19 protein-coding genes and 1 riboswitch are annotated in these 22,563 nt (G+C 63.6%); of the genes, 6 read left to right on the top strand and 13 right to left on the bottom strand.

The window, feature by feature from the left end; all coding sequences use genetic code 11:
- Window positions 1–852 (bottom strand): flagellar motor stator protein MotA, encoded by an 852-nt coding sequence (gene motA / locus B2J77_RS02225; RefSeq protein WP_058605808.1) that lies wholly within the window; start codon window positions 850–852, stop codon window positions 1–3.
- A 130-nt stretch (window positions 853–982) separates the two neighbouring features.
- On the opposite strand from motA, the gene B2J77_RS02220 reads away from it, so the two are divergent.
- The 3 genes from B2J77_RS02220 to asd are packed head-to-tail and all read left to right on the top strand — an operon-like array spanning window position 983 to window position 4,243.
- Complete coding sequence (locus tag B2J77_RS02220) at window positions 983–2,518, top strand: HDOD domain-containing protein (RefSeq protein ID WP_078477905.1); 1,536 nt, start codon at window positions 983–985, stop codon at window positions 2,516–2,518.
- Between the two features lie 42 nt (window positions 2,519–2,560).
- A complete protein-coding gene (locus tag B2J77_RS21580) occupies window positions 2,561–3,370 on the top strand; it encodes a rhodanese-like domain-containing protein (protein ID WP_078477904.1) in 810 nt (269 codons plus the stop codon).
- A 9-nt stretch (window positions 3,371–3,379) separates the two neighbouring features.
- A complete protein-coding gene (gene asd, locus B2J77_RS21575) occupies window positions 3,380–4,243 on the top strand; it encodes an archaetidylserine decarboxylase (RefSeq protein WP_078477903.1) in 864 nt (287 codons plus the stop codon).
- A 66-nt stretch (window positions 4,244–4,309) separates the two neighbouring features.
- Here the strand turns inward: asd and serB are convergent, their stop codons facing one another.
- On the bottom strand, window positions 4,310–5,524 hold the full coding sequence (gene serB, locus B2J77_RS02205) for a phosphoserine phosphatase SerB (protein ID WP_078479382.1): 1,215 nt from the start codon (window positions 5,522–5,524) through the stop codon (window positions 4,310–4,312).
- Window positions 5,525–5,658: 134 nt separating this feature from the next.
- Here serB and B2J77_RS02200 point away from each other — a divergent pair, with 134 nt between their 5' ends.
- Window positions 5,659–7,101 (top strand): hypothetical protein, encoded by a 1,443-nt coding sequence (locus B2J77_RS02200; RefSeq protein WP_058638925.1) that lies wholly within the window; start codon window positions 5,659–5,661, stop codon window positions 7,099–7,101.
- Between the two features lie 85 nt (window positions 7,102–7,186).
- Here B2J77_RS02200 and B2J77_RS02195 read toward each other — a convergent pair whose 3' ends face one another.
- From B2J77_RS02195 to B2J77_RS02155, 9 genes are all read right to left on the bottom strand, one after another.
- Window positions 7,187–7,897 (bottom strand): PqiC family protein, encoded by a 711-nt coding sequence (locus tag B2J77_RS02195; RefSeq protein WP_023532908.1) that lies wholly within the window; start codon window positions 7,895–7,897, stop codon window positions 7,187–7,189.
- A gap of 172 nt (window positions 7,898–8,069) precedes the next feature.
- The gene (parC, locus tag B2J77_RS02190) at window positions 8,070–10,325 is read right to left on the bottom strand and encodes a DNA topoisomerase IV subunit A (protein ID WP_078477902.1); all 2,256 of its coding nucleotides are present in this window, start codon (window positions 10,323–10,325) and stop codon (window positions 8,070–8,072) included.
- Between the two features lie 10 nt (window positions 10,326–10,335).
- Window positions 10,336–10,854, bottom strand: a complete 519-nt coding sequence (locus B2J77_RS02185; protein ID WP_058638923.1) for a retropepsin-like aspartic protease family protein — start codon at window positions 10,852–10,854, stop codon at window positions 10,336–10,338.
- Window positions 10,851–11,837 carry an esterase-like activity of phytase family protein gene (locus B2J77_RS02180; RefSeq protein ID WP_078477901.1) on the bottom strand — a complete coding sequence of 329 codons (987 nt, stop codon included), beginning with the start codon at window positions 11,835–11,837 and terminating at the stop codon, window positions 10,851–10,853. The genes B2J77_RS02185 and B2J77_RS02180 overlap by 4 nt, the downstream gene beginning before the upstream one ends.
- Complete coding sequence (gene parE, locus B2J77_RS02175; RefSeq protein ID WP_058603996.1) at window positions 11,834–13,738, bottom strand: DNA topoisomerase IV subunit B; 1,905 nt, start codon at window positions 13,736–13,738, stop codon at window positions 11,834–11,836. The genes B2J77_RS02180 and parE overlap by 4 nt, the downstream gene beginning before the upstream one ends.
- 35 nt (window positions 13,739–13,773) lie before the next feature.
- The gene (locus tag B2J77_RS02170) at window positions 13,774–14,382 is read right to left on the bottom strand and encodes a YqiA/YcfP family alpha/beta fold hydrolase (protein WP_078477900.1); all 609 of its coding nucleotides are present in this window, start codon (window positions 14,380–14,382) and stop codon (window positions 13,774–13,776) included.
- A 254-nt stretch (window positions 14,383–14,636) separates the two neighbouring features.
- Window positions 14,637–15,437: a 3',5'-cyclic-AMP phosphodiesterase gene (gene cpdA / locus B2J77_RS02165; protein WP_078477899.1), complete on the bottom strand. Its 801-nt coding sequence runs from the start codon at window positions 15,435–15,437 to the stop codon at window positions 14,637–14,639.
- Window positions 15,438–15,449: 12 nt separating this feature from the next.
- A complete protein-coding gene (locus B2J77_RS02160; protein WP_205885101.1) occupies window positions 15,450–15,938 on the bottom strand; it encodes a DUF1249 domain-containing protein in 489 nt (162 codons plus the stop codon).
- A complete protein-coding gene (locus tag B2J77_RS02155; RefSeq protein ID WP_023532940.1) occupies window positions 15,893–16,510 on the bottom strand; it encodes an NUDIX domain-containing protein in 618 nt (205 codons plus the stop codon). Before B2J77_RS02155 ends, B2J77_RS02160 begins: the two co-directional genes overlap by 46 nt.
- Window positions 16,511–16,695: 185 nt before the next feature.
- Between B2J77_RS02155 and B2J77_RS02150 the strand changes: the two genes are divergently transcribed.
- Window positions 16,696–17,442, top strand: a complete 747-nt coding sequence (locus B2J77_RS02150; RefSeq protein WP_058638919.1) for an RsiV family protein — start codon at window positions 16,696–16,698, stop codon at window positions 17,440–17,442.
- Here B2J77_RS02150 and cytX read toward each other — a convergent pair.
- Both cytX and thiC read right to left on the bottom strand, forming a co-directional pair.
- A complete protein-coding gene (gene cytX / locus B2J77_RS02145) occupies window positions 17,411–18,694 on the bottom strand; it encodes a putative hydroxymethylpyrimidine transporter CytX (protein ID WP_078477898.1) in 1,284 nt (427 codons plus the stop codon). The two genes, B2J77_RS02150 and cytX, sit on opposite strands and share 32 nt — an antisense overlap.
- Window positions 18,695–18,803: 109 nt before the next feature.
- Window positions 18,804–20,684 (bottom strand): phosphomethylpyrimidine synthase ThiC, encoded by a 1,881-nt coding sequence (gene thiC, locus B2J77_RS02140; protein WP_078477897.1) that lies wholly within the window; start codon window positions 20,682–20,684, stop codon window positions 18,804–18,806.
- A 154-nt stretch (window positions 20,685–20,838) separates the two neighbouring features.
- Window positions 20,839–20,945, bottom strand: a riboswitch (TPP riboswitch).
- Between the two features lie 160 nt (window positions 20,946–21,105).
- On the opposite strand from thiC, the gene B2J77_RS02135 reads away from it, so the two are divergent.
- Complete coding sequence (locus B2J77_RS02135; RefSeq protein ID WP_058638916.1) at window positions 21,106–22,539, top strand: TolC family outer membrane protein; 1,434 nt, start codon at window positions 21,106–21,108, stop codon at window positions 22,537–22,539.
- Window positions 22,540–22,563 lie beyond the last annotated feature (24 nt).

The raw sequence follows: 22,563 nt of genomic DNA, 5'->3' as shown, positions 1-22,563 counted from the left end.
TCAGCGACCGCGTACCGCTTGCTCGAGCTCGGAGAAGCTGGGGCGATGCTTGGGGTACAGCACCTTGCGCCCGAACTCCACGGCCAGCGACGGCGGCATGCCCGAGGCCGAGGCGACCAGCGAGGCCTTGATCGACTCGTACAGGTTGAGTTCTTCCTTGGCATCGTGCTCAAGGCACTTGGCCAGTGGGCCGAAGAAACCGTAGGCGGCGAGAATACCGAAGAAGGTACCCACCAAGGCGGCGCCCACGTGCATACCGATGGCTGCCTGGTCACCATCGCCCAGCGACGCCATGGTGACGACGATACCCAATACGGCTGCAACGATACCGAAGCCTGGCATGCCGTCTGCGACCCCAGTGACCGCGTGGGACGGATGCTCCAGCTCCTCCTTCATGCTCAGCAGCTCCATGTCGAACAGACCTTCGAGTTCGTGGGGGGCCATGTTGCCGGTGGACATGATGCGCAGGTAGTCGCAGACGAACGCGGTCATGCGCTCATCGGCCAGTACGGTCGGGTACTTGGCAAAGATCGGGCTGGCCGAGGCGTCTTCGATGTCGGCCTCGATGGCCATCATGCCTTCGCGGCGGCTCTTGTTGAGAATTTCATAGACCAGTCCCAGCACTTCCAGGTAATAGGCATGGGTGAAGCGCGAGCCGAACATCTTCATCGACTTCTTCAGAACGTGCATCGTCATGTAGCCAGGGTTGGCCTGCAGAAACGCACCAAAGGCCGCGCCGCCGATGATCAGCACTTCGAACGGCTGGATCAGCGCCGCAATCTTGCCGTGGGAAAGGACGTAGCCGCCGAGTACGCTCGCGAATACGACGATGATGCCGATAATTTTAGCCATAGATTCAAAGCACTTGCTGTCGTGGTCAGGGAAAGAGGCGGGAGCGTCAAAACTCTTCTTCTCCTTATCGGCAGAACTGCGCCAGACTATAGCCACTAAAAGCGAAAAGCCAGTTCGGACTGATGTCAAAATGCCAATTGAAACCGAGGTATCCGGCCAGGCCCCACGTACGTTAGAAGCCTGGGTGAAGCTGCTGGAGAGTGTGCGCATTCCTGTGCCCAAGCACAGCTACGACCGGGTCATGGCGGCCATCAACGATAACCGGCGTTCATTGCGCGACATCGCCGAGCTGATGCAGGACAGCCCGGCCCTGGTGCTGTCGGTGATGCGCGAAGCCAACCACCCGACCAACGCCAGCCAGGCCGAGCCGGCCGAAAGCCTGGAAATTGCGCTCAATCGCCTGGGCCTTGAGCGCAGCGCACTGCTGCTCAAGCGCCTGCCAGCGCTGCCGATGGAAGACATCCCGCCGGTGCTGCGCCAGTTCCAGATGATCAGCCAGCATGCCTCGCAGCAGGCCAGTGGCCTGTTCGCCAGCCGACTGGCGCGGCTGTGGCAGGAAATCCACTGGGGTAGCCTGCTGTTTCTGTCCCCGTTATGGCCGCTGGCATTGGCCCACCCGAAGCTGCTCGACACCTGGGAGCTGCGGGTCATCCATAAAGGAGAAGACGCCGCCATTGTCGAGCAGGAGCTGTTCGGTGTTCGCATCATGGCGCTGTGCCAGGCCGTGGCCCAGCAGTGGCGCCTGCCGCAATGGGTGACCCAGGGTTACCGTCTGCTGCTCGAAGAGCGCGAGCAGCTTGCCCAGGTGTTGAACATCGCCCGGGACGAAGACCTGCTCAACCAACAACATCGGCTCGATGCCGAGCCCGGTCTGCGGCGCTGGTTCAATCAACCGGCCAACACCGTGCTGTTGGCCAATAACCTGGCGCTGGCAGCCCAGGTGGGCTGGGACAATCCCCATCTGCTGCGCTGGCAACTGCTGACCGCACTCTACCTGCAGACCTCGCTCGAAGACATACAGCAGCAGGTGCACCAGCAAGCCGCGGCTAGTGCCAGGCGCCATGCGCGCCTGGCACTGTTCCACCCAGCCGAGGCCTTGATCTGGCCATGGCATCAACGCCGCCCCCACCCGGACATGCTGGCGCCCCCGCCCCCCACCGCCGATGAACTGGCGCGCTGGCGGTCGCTCTGCCAGGACTTGCTGGCCCAGCCCAGCCCTTTCACCAATACCGTGCACCTGGCGGCCCAAGCCCGTGAGGCGGTACTGGCGTGCGGCATGCAACGCCTGCTGCTGCTTGGCCTGGACCGGGCCAATGACTGCCTGCGCGTGCAACAGGCGGCCGGGCTAGCGAAAGAGGCGACCAGCCTGGTATTGCCGGTGGCGGCGAACAAGCTGCTGCAAAAGCTGATGTCCAAGGCCGGGCAACTGCGCATCACGCCCGAAAACCACACGCAGTTCGCCTCGTTGTTGCCGCCGCCCTTGCGTGCCCTGTTCCGAGGCGAGCATGTCCTGCTGCGCTCGCTGGCGGTCAATGACCAGGTGGTCATGTTATTGGTGGCCGACCAGGGGTGCCGGCCCTTGGCCGACATCAGCGTGCAGGCTTTTGGCAAAACCTCGCAATGCATCGAACGGGCGCTGTGGGTGTTTGCCAACCGCAACGGCTGAGCCTTGCGCTACAATCGCCCCTTTGCACACTGGAGACCGTGGATGACCGACTTTTCCGGCCTGCCGCTGGTGATCGAAGCCGCCGACCTGTTGCCACGCCTGGGCTCGCCCGACCTGATCCTGGTCGACCTCAGCAGCGCCAATCGTTACGTCAGCGGGCATATCCCGGGCGCGCATTTCGTCGAGGGCAAGCGGACCCAGCTCGGCCAGCCGCCTGCGCCTGGGCTGCTACCGCCGCAGAGCGACCTGGAAAAGCTGTTCGGCGAACTGGGCCACCGCAGCGATGCGGTCTACGTGGTGTATGACGATGATGGCGGTGGCTGGGCTGGCCGCTTCATCTGGTTGCTCGATGTGATCGGTCACACCCGGTACCACTATCTCAACGGTGGCATCCAGACCTGGCCGGCCGACCGGCTCAGTACCGATGTGCCTGCCAAGGGTACCCGGCCGGTGAGTTTGCAACTGCATTCGGAACCCACCGCCACCCGCGAGTACCTGCAAAGCCGCCTGGGCGCCGATGACCTGGCCATCTGGGATGCTCGCGCCCCACAGGAATTCACCGGCGAAAAAATGCTCGCGGCCAAAGGCGGGCACATACCTGGTGCGGTCAATTTCGAATGGACCGCCGGCATGGATCTCAATGACCATCTGCGCATCCGCCCGGACATCGCCGAAGTGCTGCAGTCCCTTGGCATCACGCCTGACAAGGAAGTGATCACCCACTGCCAGACGCATCGCCGCTCCGGCTTCACTTATCTGGTGGCAAAGGCCCTGGGCTACCCGCGAGTCAAAGCGTACGCTGGCTCCTGGAGCGAGTGGGGCAACCACCCGGACACGCCTGTCGAAGTTTAAGGAACCTGAATGAAATCCCGTCTGTTCATCATCAGCCAGTACCTGCTGCCGCATCACCTGCTGTCGCGCCTGGCCGGCTGCGTTGCCGAGTGCCGCGCCCGCTGGTTCAAGAACGCCTTCACCGCCTGGTTTGCCAAGCGCTACCAGGTCGACATGCGTGAAGCGCTGGTCGAAGACTTGACCGCCTATGAGCACTTCAACGCATTCTTCACCCGCGCCCTGAAACCAGGCGCACGCCCCCTGGACCAGACCCCCGGCGCCATCCTGTGCCCGGCCGACGGTGCAGTGAGCCAGGTTGGCCCGATCGAGCACGGCCGCATCTTCCAGGCCAAGGGCCACAGTTACAGCGCACAGGAACTGCTGGGCGGCGACCCGGCCCTGGCAGCCCCCTTCATGGGCGGCGAGTTTGCCACTGTCTACCTGTCACCCAAGGACTACCACCGCGTGCACATGCCGCTGGCAGGCACGCTGCGCGAGATGGTCTACGTGCCGGGGCGGCTGTTCTCGGTAAACCAGACCACCGCAGAAAACGTGCCTGAACTGTTCGCTCGCAATGAGCGGGTGGTCTGCCTGTTCGACACCGAGCGCGGCCCGATGGCGGTTGTCTTGGTCGGTGCCATGATCGTGGCCTCCATCGAGACCGTCTGGGCAGGGCTGGTCACGCCGCCCAAGCGCGAGCTCAAGACCTTCCGCTACGACGATGCCAGCCGTGCGCCAATTCACCTGGAAAAAGGCGCCGAACTGGGTCGGTTCAAGCTGGGTTCGACGGCGATCGTGCTGTTCGGCCCCGACCAGGTCAAATGGGCCGAACACGTGGGCGCCGCCTCGGCGGTGCGCATGGGCCAGCTGTTGGCCACCCCGTTGCAGGCGTGATGGCCCGAGACGTGGCTCCAGGGTTCGGGCGCTAACGCCAAAACCCTGGGGTCTGCGCAGGCTGGATCAGCCGCGGGTATCGCGATCGCGCAGGCCCAGCAGGTACAGCACACCATCAAGGCCCAGCGTGGAAATCGCCTGCTTGGCCGACTGACGCACCAGCGGCTTGGCGCGGAAGGCCACGCCCAGCCCCGCCAACGCCAGCATCGGCAGGTCGTTCGCGCCATCGCCAACGGCGATGGTCTGCTCCAGTTGCAGGCCCTCTTCGCTGGCCAGTTGCTGGAGCAGCTCGGCCTTGCGCTGGGCATCGACGATAGGCTCCACCGCCACGCCAGTCACCTTGCCGTCGACCACTTCCAGCTCATTGGCAAAGACATAGTCGATGCCCAGGCGCGCCTGTACCTGGCGGGCGAAGTAGGTGAAGCCACCCGACAAAATGGCGGTCTTGTAACCCAGGCGCTTGAGCTCGGCAAAGAGGTTTTCCGCGCCCTCGGTCAAGCGCAGCGATGCGCCGATTTCATCCAGTACGCTGACATCCAGGCCCTTGAGCAGCGCCATGCGTTCCTTGAAACTGGCCCGGAAGTCCAACTCGCCCCGCATGGCCCGCTCGGTGATTGCCGCGACCTGCTCGCCCACGCCAGCGGCCTTGGCCAGCTCGTCGATCACTTCGGCCTCGATCAGGGTCGAATCCATGTCGAACACGGCCAGGCGGCGGTTGCGGCGGAACAGGTCGTCCCGCTGGAAGGCGATGTCGATGCTCAGGGCCTCGGACAAGGCAAAGAACTCGGCGCGCAACGCCTGGCCATCGTCAGGCTCGCCGCGAACCGAAATCTCCACCGCGGCCTTGCCCTTGCTGGTGTCCGCGTCCAGCGCCACTCGAGCCGACAGGCGCTCGATGCGCTCGATGGTCAGCCCGTGCTGGCTGATGATGGCGCTGACACGCTGTAACTGGTCGGGCGAGATCTTGCGGCTAAGCAGGGTCACCATGTGCCGTGCTTCACCATGGCCATCGGCCCAGTGCTGGTAGTCCGCTTCGGAAATCGGTGTGTAGCGCGCCTGCAAGTTCAGCTCGTGCGCCTTGGCCTGGACACTCTGCAGCAGCTTGGTCGCCACTTCGTTATCCGGGATATCCACCAGGATGCCGAACGACAGCGTGCCGTGCATCACCGCCAGGCCGATGTCGAGAATGCTCACACCGCCCTGCAGCAGGACGCCAGTGATGGCAGCGGTAAGACCGGGGCGGTCCTCACCGGTGATGTTGATCAGGACGATTTCGCGCACAACCAGGCTCCGACTTCGATGAAAAATGCGCATTCTACCGATTTTCCGTGACCATCGGGCGCTAACGATACTTTGCCGACAAAACCCGTGTCGCTATACTGCCCCCCACTTCATGCCATTAAGAGCCGAGCTCAGTGAACCGGCCCACCTCAGTCAAAACAGACAATTTCTTCCTGATGATCTATCGCGCCCTGAGTCAACGTCGCGTGCCATTGGCATTGCGCATCGCCTGCACCAACATTTTCCTGGTGGCCCTGGCGCTGGTGATCTATGCCTGCGTAATGGGGTTGCAGTTCAAGCAGGCCATGCACGACCAGGCCGATGCCGTGGGCCAGAGCCTGACGACCCAGACGGCCACGTCGGCGACCGAGTTGCTGGTGGCCAACGATATCCTCAGCCTCAACGTGCTGCTGGGCAACCTGGTGAAGAACCCGCTGGTGGCGCATGCCGCCATCTACAGTGTCGACAACCGCATCCTCGCCGAGGCAGGCCAGCGTCCGCGCAACAGCCTGCTGGGTGAGGCCGAGGGCGTCTATCAGACCAAGATCACCTTCCAGGACGTGGCCGCCGGACAACTGCGCATGAGCCTGGACATGAGCCAGTTCCAGCAGCCCATGCTGATCAGCATGCAGAGCATGGCTATCCTGGCGGCCATTCTGCTGGTGCTCGCCCTGACCTTGAGCCTGCGCCAGGGCCGATTCATCACCTTGCCGCTGCTGCAACTGCGGGTCTGGTTGCGCGACCCGCAGTATTACACGCCCGCCACCGACCGCCAGGACGAGATCGGCGACATCGCCCGGCAACTGCACGCCCGACTGGCGCCACCGCCTCCGCCAGAGCCGGAACCGGAACTGGAGGACGACGAGCACTTCGATGAAGCGCCCGCCCCCGTTTCCAAGCCTGCCCAGCGCACTACCGTGACCAGCGCGGACGATGACGACGAGGCATTCGCCGGCCTGCTGGACGACACACCGGCGCATGCGATCGAAATGGAGTCCGATGAGCCCCAGTTCAGCGCAGTGCTTGCCGTGCAACTGGGTTCCCAGGAGCAGCTGCGGCGTTTGCCGCGCACCCGCCTGACCGAGCTTACCGAGCGCTATCAGGAGTGCCTGGAGCATGCGGCCTCGCTGTACGAGGGCGAAACCCACACCCTCAACGATGGCAGTACGTTGGTCCTGTTCCACAGCCGCCAGTGCGGCGAGGACTACCTTACCAATGCCATCTGTTGCGGTGAGTTGCTACGTGCCTTGGGCCATGCCTTGCAGATCGACGTCGCTGACAGCGGCATCACCTTGCAACTGCAACTGGGCCTTGCCATGAGCAATGACCTCGATGGCCTGGAACTGGTCGACCTGCTGATGGCTGAGAAGGTGCAGGATGCGCTGGCACTGTCTCAACACAGCCGCAATCTGTTGCTGGTCGAGCGCAAGGTCAATGACGACGGTTTGATTCGCCAGCGTGCTCGCATCCGCCCCATTGCAAGCCCGGAAGGCGCCTGCTGTGTGGAGCGCCTGATGGAGCCATACCCCTCGATGCTGGAGCGCCAGCTGGCCCGCATGCACGAACGCCGCGCCTGAGCCATTACAGGGTCGCTGCGCGGCGCCGTACAGCGCCCACGAAAAAGCCCGCCTTGATGCGGGCTTTTTCGTGGCTGGTCTTCGATCAGAACCGATACACTTCCATGTCGGTACGAATCGGCGAGGCCATCGGGATTTTGGATTTCTCGGGCTGCTTCTTGACCTGCACAGGCGCTGCAGGCTTCTTGGGTGCGGCTTCGGCGATGGCCGGCTGGTTTGCCAACGGCTTGACCGCAGTGCTTAGTTGCTCGGCCAGCTTCTGCAACAGTTGCCCTTGCGCCTGGACCTGCGAGGCCTCGCTGCCTTCATGCTTCTGCTCTAAATGTACGATGCGGTTGTCACGCACCTGACCACGGCGGTCGAGCACACGCCATTGTGCATCCAGAACCGCGGGTTGGTTCTTGCCAGAGTCCAGTCGCGTGATCGATAGCAGCACTTGCACGTCCGGGCTGAAACCTGCCGTCGCCGGCGCCAGCACCACGCGCTGGCTGTCCAGACGCCAGGCCAGCTGCCGCACCAGCAACTGGTCAATATCCGAGGACAGGCTGCCTGCCCAGCGCCCGTCGGTCGCAGCACTGAGGCTGCCGTCGGCCTGGCGTTGCAGGAACGTCTCACGTTGCAGATAGTCGGCCACCGAAACCGGGCCGAGTACGACGGCCATGCCCGCATGTTGCGACGGCTGGCCAGGATCACCGCTGTCGAGCTGGTACAAGGCAACCGGCTGGTGCATGGTGCACCCGCCAAGGCCCAATAGACCCGTCATCAACAGCGCAAAGGGAAGGCGCAGAAATTTCATCATCCCATCCAGGCGGCTGCCTTCAGGCACGCCGCAGTGATACGTATGGATTCAAACGGGCACACGGCTACGCCGGCACCGCAGGGGGCATATCATCCGCGAAATAAGTGCCCGACTCCAGCATTTCTGCCCGCAACGGCGGTGGAATCGCCATTGCGGGCCTGTCGGATGCTCAGGCGGGCAATTCGACCTGCAGCCCATCGACCCGCTGGAAGCCACGGGGCAACTTGCTGCCGCGCCTGCCACGCTCGCCCTTGTAGTGCTCCAGGTCATCGCCCTTGAGTGACAGGGTCCGCTTGCCGGCTTGCAGCACCAGCGTGGCCCCTTCGGCCACCACGGCAAGGTCGGTGACGTACTCTTCCCGGCTGGCGACCCGGTCACCGGGCACGCCGATGATCTTGTTGCCCTTGCCCTTGCCCAACTGCGGCAGGTCACTGACCTTGAACACCAGTAGACGGCCTTCGGTGGTTACCGCTGCCAACCAGTCCTGCTCCCGGTTGGCCACCGGTCGCGGCGTCATCACCTTGGCGCCGTTGGGCAGGCTGAGCAGCCCTTTGCCAGCCTTGTTCTTAGCCTGCAGGTCTTCACCCTTGACCACGAACCCGTAGCCGGCATCGGAAGCCACCACGTAGAGCGCATCGTCTTCGGGCAGCAGCACGCACTCGAAAGTGGCGCCCGGTGGCGGCGCCAGGCGCCCGGTCAGGGGCTCGCCCTGGCCACGGGCTGACGGCAGGCTGTGGGCGGCCACCGAATAACTTCGTCCGGTGGAGTCGATGAGCACGGCAAATTGGTTCGAGCGCCCTGCGGCCGCGGCCTTGAACCCATCCCCGGCTTTATAAGACAGGCCAGTGGCATCGATGTCATGCCCCTTGGCACACCTTACCCAGCCTTTCTCCGACAGCACCACCGTGACGGGCTCGGTCGGCATCAGCTCGTTTTCCGAGAGCGCCTTGGCTTCTGCCCGCGCCACGATGGGCGAGCGTCGGTCATCGCCATAGGTCTGAGCATCCTTGATCAATTCGCTGCGCACCAACTTGCGCAACTTCGCCTCGCTGCCCAGCAGTGCCTGCAGCTTGGCCTGCTCCTTGAGCAGCTCGTCCTGCTCGCCACGGATTTTCATCTCTTCCAGCCGGGCGAGCTGGCGCAGGCGGGTTTCCAGGATGTAATCGGCCTGGATCTCGGTGAGGTTGAAGCGGGCGATCAGCGCCTGCTTGGGATGTTCCTCGGTACGGATGATATGAATCACTTCGTCCAGATTGAGGAAGGCAGTGAGCAAGCCGTCCAGCAAGTGCAGGCGTTTTTCGACCTTGTCCAGGCGATGCTGCAAGCGCCGCCGGACAGTGCCGGTACGGAACTCCAACCATTCCAGCAGCAGCGCCCGCAGGTTCTTCAGTTGCGGGCGGCCGTCCAGGCCGATGATGTTGACGTTGACCCGGTAGCTGCTTTCAAGGTCGGTGGTGGCGAACAGGTGCTGCATCAGCTCGTCGGCATCCACGCGATTGGAGCGCGGGATGATGACGATGCGGCAGGGGTTTTCGTGATCGGACTCATCGCGCAGGTCAGCGACCATCGGCAGCTTCTTGGCCTGCATCTGTGCGGCGATCTGCTCCAATACCTTGGCGCCGGACACCTGGTGCGGTAACGCCGTGACGACGATATCGCCATCCTCGACCCGGTACACTGCACGCATGCGAATCGAACCGCGCCCGCTTTCATACATCTTGAGAATGTCGGCCCGAGGCGTGACGATCTCTGCCTCGGTCGGGTAATCGGGCCCCTGGATGTGCTCGCACAACTGCTCGATGGAGGCCTTTGGCTCGTCGAGCAAGCGCACGCAGGCACTGGCCACCTCGCGCAGGTTGTGCGGCGGCACGTCGGTGGCCATGCCCACGGCGATGCCGGTGGTGCCGTTGAGCAGAATGTTGGGCAGGCGCGCGGGCAACACCGCCGGTTCCTGCAAGGTGCCGTCGAAGTTGGGCACCCAATCCACGGTACCTTGGCCGACTTCGTCGAGCAGCACCTCGGCATACCGCGACAGCCGTGCTTCGGTATAACGCATGGCGGCAAACGACTTGGGATCGTCCGGCGCGCCCCAGTTGCCCTGGCCGTCCACCAGTGTGTAGCGGTAGCTGAAGGGCTGCGCCATCAGCACCATGGCCTCGTAGCAGGCCGAGTCCCCGTGAGGGTGAAACTTGCCGAGCACATCGCCCACGGTGCGCGCCGACTTCTTGTGCTTGGCATCGGCATCCAGGCCCAGTTCGCTCATGGCGTAGACAATTCGCCGCTGCACGGGCTTGAGGCCGTCGCCGATATGCGGCAAGGCCCGGTCCATGATCACGTACATGGAGTAGTTGAGGTAGGCCTGTTCGGTGAAGTCAGCCAACGAGCGGCGTTCGACGCCGTCCAGACTGTCTTGTAGTTCGCTCATGCAAGCCTCGTCATTTCAGGTTCTGGCGCAGCAGCATGGTGCCGCCGCGCTGGGTAAATTCAAGTTGTTTCAGGGCGCTCATGCCCAATAGCACAGTGGTGCCATCCAGGCCCGGCACCACGATCGCGCGAATGTCGCGCAGGTGGATATCGCCTAATTGCAGGCTGTCCAGCCGGGTGCGATAGCCTTGCGTGCGACCGTTGGCGGTGCTGACGGTTACCGGGCTGCCACGCTTGAGCGCAAGGCCGTCGGCCAGGGATTCGGGTATGGCAACATCGGTGGCACCGGTGTCGAGCATGAAATGCACCACCTGGCCATTGATGGCGCCATCGGCGACGAAGTGGCCCTGGCCATTGCCCAGCAGGCGCACCTCGACAAACCCTTGTCCATGGGAGGACTGGACCTGCGCATTGGGGTTGCGCTGGCGGTCTTCCCATTGCCCGAAGAAGCGCGTGGCCAGGAACAGCGCCGCCGCCCAGGCCAGGATCATCAGCACCCTGCCCGCCCGTTTGCCCGGTGCCTGGCTCACGGCTTGGCACTCCAGCCGCCGGCAGGGGCCGCAAAGCGCCAGACGATCGGCCGGCGCTCGCCATCGGCACGCGCGCCTTCATTGTTGTCCAGGCCGATCCACGCCCCCTCGGCGTCGACCACTAGCGCCTCGGCCACACCGAACAGCTGGTCATAGCGCCGTGGCTCGGTCAACGCGTCGGCCGCAAACGACCAGCAGCGCTCGATCTGACCGCTGTCGGCATCGCGGCGACAGATGCGATAGGCATTGCGCTCGAGCGTGAACAGTTTGCCGTCGAACCAGGCCAGGTCGGCAAAGTCTCGCGAAACCGGTCGCGCATCGGGCAGCTGCGGCGGCTGCATCTCTACACCGGCTTCGCTGAACAGGACGCAGCGTCGCCCGCAGGCCCACACCGACTGTTGGCGCTCGATGGCCACCAGCCCACGGCGCTCACGCTCGCCAGCCAGCCACAGGCGATCGCCGGCAGGGTTGACGGCCACGCCTTCGAACAGCGCATTGAAGTTCAGCAGCATGCCGCTGGCCCGTGCCTGGCGCACCATGGCCGAATCGATCTTCAGCCAGTGCGGCGCGCCCGAAACAGGCAGTTGCAGCACGGCGGCATGCGCCTCGCTGACCAGGTACAGGTTGCCGGCCTGGTCACAGGTGATGCCCTCGAAATCAAGGTCGCCACCGCGCAGCCACGACGCCAGCCAGGTCCGCATCTTCAGCCCCCACGGCAAGCCGCTCTCCGGCACCGGTGGTGGGTCGAACGCCACTGCCTGTGCCTGCCACGCACCGTCCTTGAGTTCGAAACGGTAGAGGCGATCGTCGTCCCGGTCCGAGACACCCCATAAGCTACCCCGGCATTGCGCAAGGCCCGACAGGTTACCGGCACGCATGCCATCGATGGGGTGCTCGCCGATCAGTTCAAGTTCAGGCCAGGTGTCTGCCAGGGTCGGCAAGGCCACCAGCGGCAGGCAAGCCGCCAGGAGCCAACGAATCAAACCATGACCTCTGCCAGGTTGCCCTTGGTTTCCAGCCAGGCCTTGCGGTCCCCGGCACGCTTCTTGGCCAGCAGCTTGTCCATCAGCTCGCATGTGGTCTGCACGTCGTCCAGGGTGAGCTGGACAAGGCGCCGAGTGTTGGGGTCCATGGTGGTTTCGCGCAATTGGGGCGGGTTCATCTCGCCCAGGCCCTTGAAGCGGGTGACCTGCGGCTTGCCGCGCTTTTTCTCTGCCACCAGGCGGTCGAGAATGCCGTCTCGTTCGGCTTCATCCAGGGCGTAGTAGATTTCCTTGCCCAGGTCGATACGGTACAGCGGCGGCATGGCCACGTACACATGACCGGCTTCGACCAGTGCCCGGAAATGCTGCACGAACAGCGCGCACAGCAGGGTGGCGATGTGCAGGCCGTCGGAGTCGGCGTCGGCCAGGATGCACACCTTGCCGTAACGAAGCTGCGCCAGGTCGGTAGCGCCTGGGTCCACGCCAATGGCGACGGCGATGTTGTGCACTTCCTGGCTGGCGAGCACTTCACCGCCGTCCACTTCCCAGGTGTTGAGGATCTTGCCGCGCAGCGGCAGGATCGCCTGGAACTCTTTGTCACGCGCCTGCTTGGCCGAACCACCTGCCGAGTCGCCCTCGACCAGGAACAGCTCGGCGCGCATCGGGTCCTGGCCCGCGCAATCGGCCAGCTTGCCCGGCAGTGCGGGGCCCTGGGTGATGCGCTTGCGCTCGACCTTCTTGCTGGCCTTCAGGCGGCGACCGGCGTTGCTGATGGCCAACTCGGCCAGCTGCATGCCCAGCTCCGGGTGGGCGTTGAGCCACAGGCTGAAGGCATCCTTGACCACGCCTGAGACGAAGGCGGCGGCTTCGCGCGAGGAAAGGCGCTCCTTGGTCTGCCCGGAGAACTGTGGGTCCTGCATCTTCATCGACAGCACGAAGGTGATGCGCTCCCAGACGTCTTCCGGGGCCAGCTTCACGCCACGGGGCAGCAGGTTGCGGAATTCGCAGAACTCACGCATCGCGTCCAGCAGGCCTTGGCGAAGGCCATTGACATGGGTGCCGCCCTGGGCCGTGGGGATCAGGTTGACGTAGCTTTCCTGAATGCTGTCGCCCCCTTCGGGCAGCCACAGCAGGGCCCAGTCGACCGCTTCCTTGTTGCCGGCCAGGCTGCCGCAGAACGGCTCGTCGGGCAGGCGCTGGAAGTCACTGACCGAATCCACGAGGTAGGAGCGCAGGCCGTCTTCGTAATGCCACTCCACCTTCTCGCCGCTGGCCTTGTCCTCGAAACTGACCAGCAGGCCTGGGCAGAGCACGGCCTTGGCCTTCAGTACGTGCTTGAGCCGGCTGATGGAGAACCGCGGGGAGTCGAAGTACTTGGGGTCGGGGCTGAAATAGACGCTGGTGCCGGTGTTGCGCTTGCCGACCGTGCCGACCACTTCCAGCTCGCTTGACTTGAAGCCATCGGCAAAGGTCATCTGGTATTCGTTGCCGTCACGCTTCACCCGCACGCGCACCTGCGTGGACAAGGCGTTGACCACCGAAATACCGACGCCATGGAGGCCGCCGGAGAATTGGTAGTTCTTGTTGGAGAACTTACCGCCGGCATGCAGCTTGGTGAGGATCAGTTCGACGCCCGACACGCCTTCTTCAGGGTGGATGTCCACTGGCATGCCGCGACCATCGTCGCTGACTTCCAGCGAATGGTCGGCGTGCAGGATGACCTGCACCGAACGGGCGTGGCCGGCGAGGGCTTCGTCGACACTGTTGTCGATGACTTCCTGGGCCAGGTGGTTGGGGCGGCTGGTGTCGGTGTACATGCCCGGCCGCTTGCGAACCGGGTCAAGGCCCGAGAGGACTTCGATGGCGTCTGCGTTATAGGCGCTAGCGCTGGGATTGGCCATGGGGTCTCGTCGTCAGTCTGGTGAATGCAAAAAAATCAAAATACAGAAAAATCGAGTGCAGCGTACTGCGTCGGGGCAACACCGGCGAAGGCCAGTAGGGCCGGCAGGCGCTCGGCGAAGCCTTGGAAGCTGTGGTCGCCACCGGCCTGGATACGCAGCGCGCAGTGGCGGTAGTACCGCTCGGCGTGGCGATAGTCCAGGGTTTCGTCGCCGGTCTGCAACCATACCTGGTAGCGGCTTGGCTCCGTAGGGGGCGGGACCTCCAGCTCGGCCAGCGCCTGGACGTGGTCGAGGGTCAACTCCCACGCCTGGCCTGTGTGATGGTTGTGCTGGGTACCCAAATAGCCGTCGAACAGGCGGTGCGGCCCTACGGCGGGGTTGACCAGCAAGGCCTTGAGGCCATGGCGCTCGGCCAGGAAGGTGGCATAGTAGCCGCCCAGTGAACTGCCCACCAGCAACGGCGCGCCCAGTTCGGCAATGCAACCTTCAAGCTGCTCGATGGCCTGGCGGGGATGATGATGCAGCGCTGGCAGGCGCAGCCGGTCGATCAGCCCGAGGTGCTGCATGACGGCCTGAAGCTGCCTGGCCTTGGCTGACAACGGCGAGCTGTTGAAGCCGTGTATATAGAGGATGGAACCCGACATGCTGCCCCCGGAAGCTGTAGCGTTGCGCCTGTAGGCAGGCGCAGGGACGCGCAGTGTATCGCGTTCGCAAGGTTTTGGCGCCGCGCTGGTTTTTCTGAAACACATTCCGCTATGGGCAGGTGGAGAGTCACTGACACTATTGGCAGCTATGGTGACACGGTTAGGATGGGAGCGGCCGGTCCGGCGCCCCGGCGAGGCCGTTCCCACACGGAACTGGGTTCTTTGGAGAGCGGGTGCAGGACAGCCCGCGCAGTTCAATACCCCGGGCTATCGAAATCGAGCCTGACCTCGAAATCCAGCGCCCGCTCCACCCCCGTGTCCACCGTCCCATCAGTCTGCAAGCGGATCCAGCGATAGCCAGGATGCTGCTGGCTTACCTCGAAATCTTCACTGCCTGGGGCGAACTGGATGCAGGTCGAAGGCGTGGCCAGCAGCCGCAGGTCGCCGCGCCATTGATCCCATTCCTGATGCACGTGCCCCCACAACAGCGCACGCACCTGGGGGTGACGATCGATCACGGCGAACAGCGCATCGGCGTTGCGCAGGCCGATGGGGGCGATCCATGCACAGCCGATGTCGACCGGTTGATGGTGCAGGCACACCAGGCAGTGGCGCTCCCCTGACGTGCGCAATGCAGTTTCCAGCAGGCTGAGCTGGGTATCCTGCAGCCAACCATGGGCCGCTCCTGGCACAGCCGTGTCGAGCATGACGATGCGCCAGGGCCCGATGTCGGTAACCGGCTGCACCAACTCGGGCGCCACCTGCGCCATCACCTGCGCTTCGTCATGGTTGCCCGGCAGCCAGCGCGCCGGCGCAGCAAAGCCTGCGGTCAATTGCTCAAAGGCCGCGTAGGAAGCAACGCTGGCGTCCTGGGACAAGTCCCCCGTGCACAACAACAGGTGCGTGTCGCTCTGCTCGCGCAATGCCTGCCGCACCACATGGCGCAGGCTGTCGCGGGTATTGAGGCCTAGCATGCTGCCCTCGGGGCTGGCGAACAGATGGGCGTCGGTCAGGTGCACCACGTTAACGGTGCCGGCAGGGTTCGAGTGCGGCAAGGCCGTCTCCTTTCAGCGAGCGCTTACCAGTTCGTGGCCGCAGGCCAGGCAGTGAGAAAGCCATTCACCCAGGAACAGGTTCAGCTGGGCTTTTTCGTCCGGCTGGTGCATGGCGGCGTTGGGGTAAGGATAGATGCTGCGCAGACGCCTGGCGTGCTCGGCGCTCACCACTTCGGCCATGCGGGCGTCATGGTAAACCTGCACCTCCATGACCGGGACCGGCAGCCAGGGCAGGCTGTGCTCCTGGCGTATGCGCAGCGTGGTGGTGTAGGGGCAGGCCAGGACCACGTCGAGCACCAGCACGCCCAGCATCTGGTCGCCCTGGGTCATGCCGATGCTACGCGAGCTCTGGGTGGTGCGCATGTCCGGGAGCAGGCGCATCAGCCGGGCATAGTTGGCCTCACAGGCGGCCTGCAATCCGGCCAGGTCGACCCGGTAGCGCTCGCGCAGCAGGTTCACTTCCACATACCTCGAACTTCGTCGCGGTTCAGGGCGAGCCATTGCAAGCCGATGATGGTCGCGGCATTGCAGATGCGCCCGTCGCGTACCGCCTGCAAGGCATCCTCGAACGACCACACGCGCACCCGGATATCCTCGCCTTCAGACTCCAGCCCGTGCAGGCCACCGGCACCCTCGGCGCTGCAGCGGCCAAGGAACAGGTGGACGTATTCGTCACTGCCGCCTGGCGAAGGGAAGTAGCGCGTCATCGGCCACAGCGCGCTGAACGTCAGGCCGGCCTCTTCCTCGGCCTCACGGTGGGCCACTTCTTCTGGCTGCTCGTCCTTGTCGATCAGCCCGGCGACCATCTCGATCAACCAGGGGTTGGCGACCTTGTCCAGGGCGCCCACACGAAACTGCTCGATCAGGACCACTTCATCGCGCTGCGGGTCGTACGGCAAAACGCACACCGCGTCATGGCGCACGAACAGCTCACGGCTGATTTCCCGGCCCATTCCACCGGCGAACAGCTCATGGCGAAGGTGCAGCTTGTCGAGCCTGTAAAAGCCCTGGAAACACTTGTCCCGCTTGACGATCTCGACCGCCTGGGGCACTGAATTCAACGTATCCGACATGAAAATCCTCGTTGCATCGCTGCTGCATCGCGCCATCCTACTCTGCACGCTGGCACGTTTCACCCCCCGGCGACAACCGTTGGCGTACATGGCACAGCGGGCCCGGTCTCTGTTAGCTTAGTGGCGAACTGAAGGCCATGCCGACGGTCAAAGGCCGACTTTTCCCTGTTCTTGCAAGGATCATCATGACACTCGTCAAACTGACATCCATCGCTGTGCTGGCCTTGGCGCTGGGCGCATGCCAGAGCCTGTTCGCCCCCAACTACCGAGCACCGCTCGAGGTCAAGCGCGAAGCCTGGGAGCACGTCAAGCCAGGCTGCAGCGAGCGTGATTGCCCGTTGGTGAATATTGACACCGTGCATTTCCCGGCGTTGCCCAAGCTCGACGGTATTGTCGAAAAGCGCCTGCTGCAGCTGACCGAGGACAACCAGCACGCGGCAGCACCGACCACGTTGCAAGCCTACGAACAGCACTACCTGGCCAGCGCCGAGAAGCGCAACAGCAGCTACTTGCAGGCCAAGGTACGCGAACAGCATGACGGGCTGGTGATCATCGAGCTGTCCAGCTACCTGGATACCGGTGGCGCCCATGGCATGCCAGGTCGTGCCTTCATCAACTATTCACGCAAGCTGGACAAGGTCCTGACACTGCAGGACATGCTGGTCCCGGGCCAGGAAGAAACGTTCTGGAAGACGGTGGAGGAATCGCACCGCGCCTGGCTGATCAGTGTCGGCATGGACAAGGATGCCGAGTTCATCAAGACCTGGCCATTCAAACGCTCGCCCCATATCGCCCTGACCTACGGCGCGGTGGTGGTGAAGTACGAGGTGTACGCCATCGCGCCGTATTCCATGGGCCATGTGGAGCTGAAAATCCCTTACCCACGCCTCAATGGTGTGATCAAGCCCGAACTGTTCCCCGGCCGCGGCTGAGGTTCAACACGCCATACAACACCCCTGCCAGCACCAACGCCGGCAGGGTCGCGCCCAGGTCCGGCGCCTGGGCGGCGATGATGTGATACGCCGCCACCCCAGCCGCCCATGCCAGCAATGCCGGCCAGTGCAGCGCCCCCACATGGGCTGGAACGCTGCGACGGCGAACCCAGTAATGGTCCATCAGCACCACGCCGAACAGCGGGGCGAACACCGAACCGATCAGCAGCAAGAAGTTCTCGTACTGCGCAAGCGGTGCCAACAGGGCGATCAACGTGCACAGCACACCGATGGCCATGGCCAGGTGTTCTACCTTCACGCGTACCAGCACCCCGGCGGAGACCGCTGCCGAATGAATATCGGCGAAGGCTTTTTCCGATTCGTCGAGCAGAATCAGCAACAACGGAATACCCATGCCAGCCCCGGCGAGCGCCAGTAGCAGGGCATTGACTTCGCCCTGCGCCGCGAAGGCCAGGGTGTAGGCCACCCCCAGGCTCATCAGCCAAGTGTTGCCGATGAAGTACCCCACCACCGTACTACCGAACACCTGCCTGCCGTCACGGGCAAACCGCGAATAGTCGGCAATCAGCGGCAACCACGACAAGGGCATGGCGATGACGATGTCAAAGCCCACGGCCAGCGACATCGACCCATCCCCGCCGCGTTGCCACAGCGTCGCCAGGTCAGCCTTGGCGAACAGGTTCCAGGTCAGCCAGGCACAGGCGCCCAGCAGCAGCCAGATACCCCAGGCCCGCAGGATCTTGCGCACGAAGGCCAACGGCCCGCTGACCGCAAGCACTGTGGCCAGCGCGCCGAAACACAGCGTCCACAGTACCGGGCTGTTCCACACGCTGGCCTCACCGAAGGCTCGTGCACCCAGCAGGCTGGCGGCATCGCGCATGACGATGATCTCGAAGGCGCCCCAGCCTATCAGCTGCAATACGTTGAGCAGCGCTGGCAAGCGCGCACCTTGCGCCCCCAGGCTGAGCTTGAGCGTACCCATGGCGGACAAACCGGTGTCACTGCCGATCACACCGGCAGCACCCAACAACAACACACCGACCCCGGTGCCCAGGGCGATGGCCAGGATAGCCCCGGACAGGCCAAGGCCTGGCGCCAGCATGGCACCGACTTGCAGCACCATCAGGCCGATGCCTAGGGAAAACCATAGTGAAAACAGGTCGCGGCCGCCGAACACGCGTTGGCCGTTGGGGATGGGATGATCGGGGGAGAATTGACTGGACGTGGTCATGCTTGCTCGCACTCGGCAATGTGATTGTAGGGGTGGGCGCAAGGCAGGCGGCTAACCAGGTACCTGCTTCGCGACCTGCTTGCGCCCACCTTGGCCCAAAGGCTGCGCCTCAGACCTTGTGGTACAGCTGGCTGCCGGCCTGGCGGAAGCGCTCGGCCTGCTCACGCATGCCCTGCTCCACCGAGACGTCCACGGTTTCGATCCGGGCAGCGTATTCACGCACTTCCTGGGTGATCTTCATGGAGCAGAACTTCGGCCCGCACATGGAGCAGAAATGCGCCACCTTGGCCGACTCCTTGGGCAGGGTTTCGTCGTGGAAGGCACGCGCCGTGTCAGGGTCCAACCCCAGGTTGAACTGATCTTCCCAGCGAAACTCGAAGCGCGCCTTCGACAACGCGTTATCGCGAATCTGGGCCCCTGGGTGACCTTTGGCCAGGTCGGCTGCATGGGCTGCAATCTTGTAGGTGATGATGCCGGTCTTGACGTCGTCCTTGTCAGGCAGTCCCAGGTGTTCCTTGGGCGTCACATAGCAGAGCATGGCGCAGCCAAACCAGCCGATCATGGCCGCCCCGATGCCGGAGGTGATGTGGTCGTAGCCAGGGGCGATGTCGGTGGTCAGCGGGCCGAGGGTGTAGAACGGCGCTTCGTCACAGCACTCTAGCTGCTTGTCCATGTTCTCCTTGATCAACTGCATCGGCACATGGCCAGGGCCTTCGATCATGCATTGCACATCGTGCTTCCAGGCGATCTTGGTCAGTTCGCCCAGGGTTTCCAGCTCGCCGAACTGCGCCGCATCGTTGGCGTCGGCGATCGAGCCTGGGCGCAGGCCATCGCCCAGCGAGAAGCTGACGTCGTAGGCCTTCATGATTTCGCAGATTTCTTCGAAGTGGGTGTACAGGAAGTTCTCCTGGTGATGCGCCAAGCACCACTTGGCCATGATCGAGCCACCCCGGCTGACGATGCCGGTGACGCGCTTGGCGGTCAGCGGGACATAGCGCAGCAGCACCCCGGCATGGATGGTGAAGTAGTCCACGCCCTGCTCGGCCTGTTCGATCAGCGTGTCGCGAAACAGCTCCCAGGTCAGGTCCTCGGCCACACCGCCAACCTTTTCCAATGCCTGGTAGATGGGAACGGTGCCGATGGGCACGGGTGAGTTGCGAATGATCCATTCGCGGGTTTCATGGATGTGCTTGCCGGTGGACAAGTCCATGACGGTGTCCGAGCCCCAGCGAATGCCCCAGGTGAGCTTGGCCACTTCTTCTTCGATGGACGAACCCAACGCACTGTTGCCGATGTTGCCGTTGATTTTCACCAGGAAGTTGCGGCCGATGATCATCGGCTCCAGCTCGGTATGGTTGATGTTGGCCGGGATGATGGCGCGGCCACGGGCCACTTCCTCACGTACGAACTCGGGGGTGATTTCCTTGGGAATGCTGGCGCCGAAGCTGTGACCGGCATGCTGCGTATCGAGCAGGCCTGCCGCCCGGGCCTCCTGCAGCTTCATGTTCTCGCGGATGGCCACGTATTCCATCTCGGCGGTGATGATGCCCTGGCGGGCGTAATGCATCTGCGACACATTGACGCCTGGCTTGGCACGACGCGGGTTGCGGACATGGGCGAAGCGCAGCTTGGCCAGTTCGGCGTCGTTCAGCCGCTGCTGGCCGAAGTGGGAGCTCAGCCCGCTCAGGCGCTCGGTGTCACCCCGTGCGTCGATCCAGGCCGAACGCACGTCGGCCAGGCCCTTGCGCACGTCGATCAACACCTCTGGGTCGGTGTAAGGGCCGGAAGTGTCGTAGACCAGCACCGGCGCATTGCTCTCACCCCCAAAATCGGTGGGCGTGTCGGCCAGGCTGATCGCGCGCATCGGCACGCGAATATCCGGGCGCGAGCCCTGGACATAAACCTTGCGCGAGCGCGGAAATGGCTGCACGGACTGCTGATCGACTTGCGCCGATTCGCTGAGGTTCATCGCTTTTTCTTGTTGGGTCATCACAGGCTCTCCAGACGGCTTCCTAGCAGTGGAATGTCGGGGTGAACCTGAAGGACGCGGACGCACTCCTAGACGGGTGCGGTGCCAAAGACGGGGTGTCATGGGCTGCAAGCAGCCGATGCTTTCCCGGACCTGGCACAAGAGGCTCCCCGGGAAGGCGAGCAATCTTGTTCCCTACGCAGGCGCTAACCTGATCAGGTTCAACGGGATCCGCACCTATGCGATCTCAGCCTTTGCTTCAAGGCACCCCGACAAGAACATGCGCAGTCTAGACTGGAGTTGCCGGCAAAGCCAAGCGAGCAATCCCGGGAATGATCAACGGTATCCGGGGTGATTGTTGCCCGGTGCGCATGGCACTACACTGCGTCATCACACGAAACTCAACAGTTCAGTAATTACATTTCGTACAAGGATTGCCCCTATGCTGCGCAAACTCTCACTGGCCCTGGCCGTGTCTTGTGCGTCCCAGACGATGGCCTGGGCAGCGGACGTGCCGGCTACGGTGAAGACCGATCTGGTGAGCGTTTACCAGGAAGCGGTACAGAACAACGCCGATCTGGCCGCCGCTCGCGCCGACTACGGCGCGCGTCGCGAAATCGTGCCCCAGGCCCGTGCCGGCTTGCTGCCCAACCTGTCGGCCGGTGCCGAAATGCAAAGCACCCGCACCAAGCTCGACGAACCTTCGATCACATCCAACCGCAGCGGCAATGCCTGGAGCGCGACCCTGGCCCAGCCCATCTTCCGCGCCGACCGCTGGTTCCAGTTGCAGGCTGCCGAAGCGTTCAACGAACAGGCCGCGCTGGAGCTGTCTGCCACCGAGCAGAACCTGATCCTGCAGACGGCGCAAAGCTACTTCGCGGTGCTGCGCGCCCAGGACAACCTGGCGGCCAGCAAGGCCGAGGAAGCGGCCCTCAAGCGTCAGCTCGACCAGTCCAACGAGCGTTTCGACGTGGGGCTTTCGGACAAGACCGACGTGCTGCAGTCCCAGGCCAGTTACGACACGGCCCGCGCCAACCGCATCATCGCCGACCGTCAGGTGCAGGACGCCTTCGAGGCGTTGGTCACCCTGACCAACCGGGAATACACCGCTATCCAGGGCGTGGTGCACAGCCTGCCGGTGCAGGTGCCCGTGCCCAACGACGCCAAGGCCTGGGTCGAAACTGCAGGCCGGCAGAACCTCAACCTGCTGGCGACCAACTACGCAGTGTCCGCGGCGCAAGAAACGCTGCGTCAGCGCAAGGCCGGTCACGCCCCGACCGTGGATGCCGTGGCCAAATACCAGAAGGGTGACAACGACAACCTGGGCTTTAGCAACCCTTCACCGCTGGGTGTTCGCTATGGCGGCGACGTGGAGCAGACCACCGTTGGCTTGCAGTTGAACATCCCCATCTACAGCGGCGGGCTGACCAGTTCACAGGTACGCGAAGCCTACCAACGCCTGAGCCAGAGCGAGCAGCAGCGCGAAAGCCTGCGCCGCCAGGTGGTGGAGAATACCCGCAACCTGCACCGCGCGGTGAACACCGACGTCGAACAGGTGCAGGCGCGCAAGCAGTCGATCATTTCCAACCAGAGCGCACTTGAGGCTACCGAAATCGGCTATCAGGTGGGCACCCGCAACATCGTCGATGTGCTCGACGCCCAGCGCCAGCTGTACACCTCGGTGCGCGACTACAACAACAGCCGGTACGCCTACATCCTCGACAACCTGAGCCTGAAACAGGCAGCCGGTACGCTGAGCCCGCAAGACCTGCAGGACCTCAAGCGCTACCTGAAACCCGACTACAACCCGGACAAGGATTTCCTGCCACCGGACCTGGCGGCAGCGGCGGCGAAGAATTTCGAGCGCAGGCCCTGAGGGCGGGCTGTCCGAACTGCAAGA

Origin of the sequence: Pseudomonas parafulva, assembly GCF_002021815.1 — a bacterium.
In the GTDB taxonomy this organism is placed as follows: Bacteria; Pseudomonadota; Gammaproteobacteria; order Pseudomonadales; family Pseudomonadaceae; genus Aquipseudomonas; species Aquipseudomonas parafulva_B.
The sequence above is the reverse complement of the archived record's forward strand: the minus strand, read 5'-3'. Positions and strand labels throughout refer to the sequence as shown.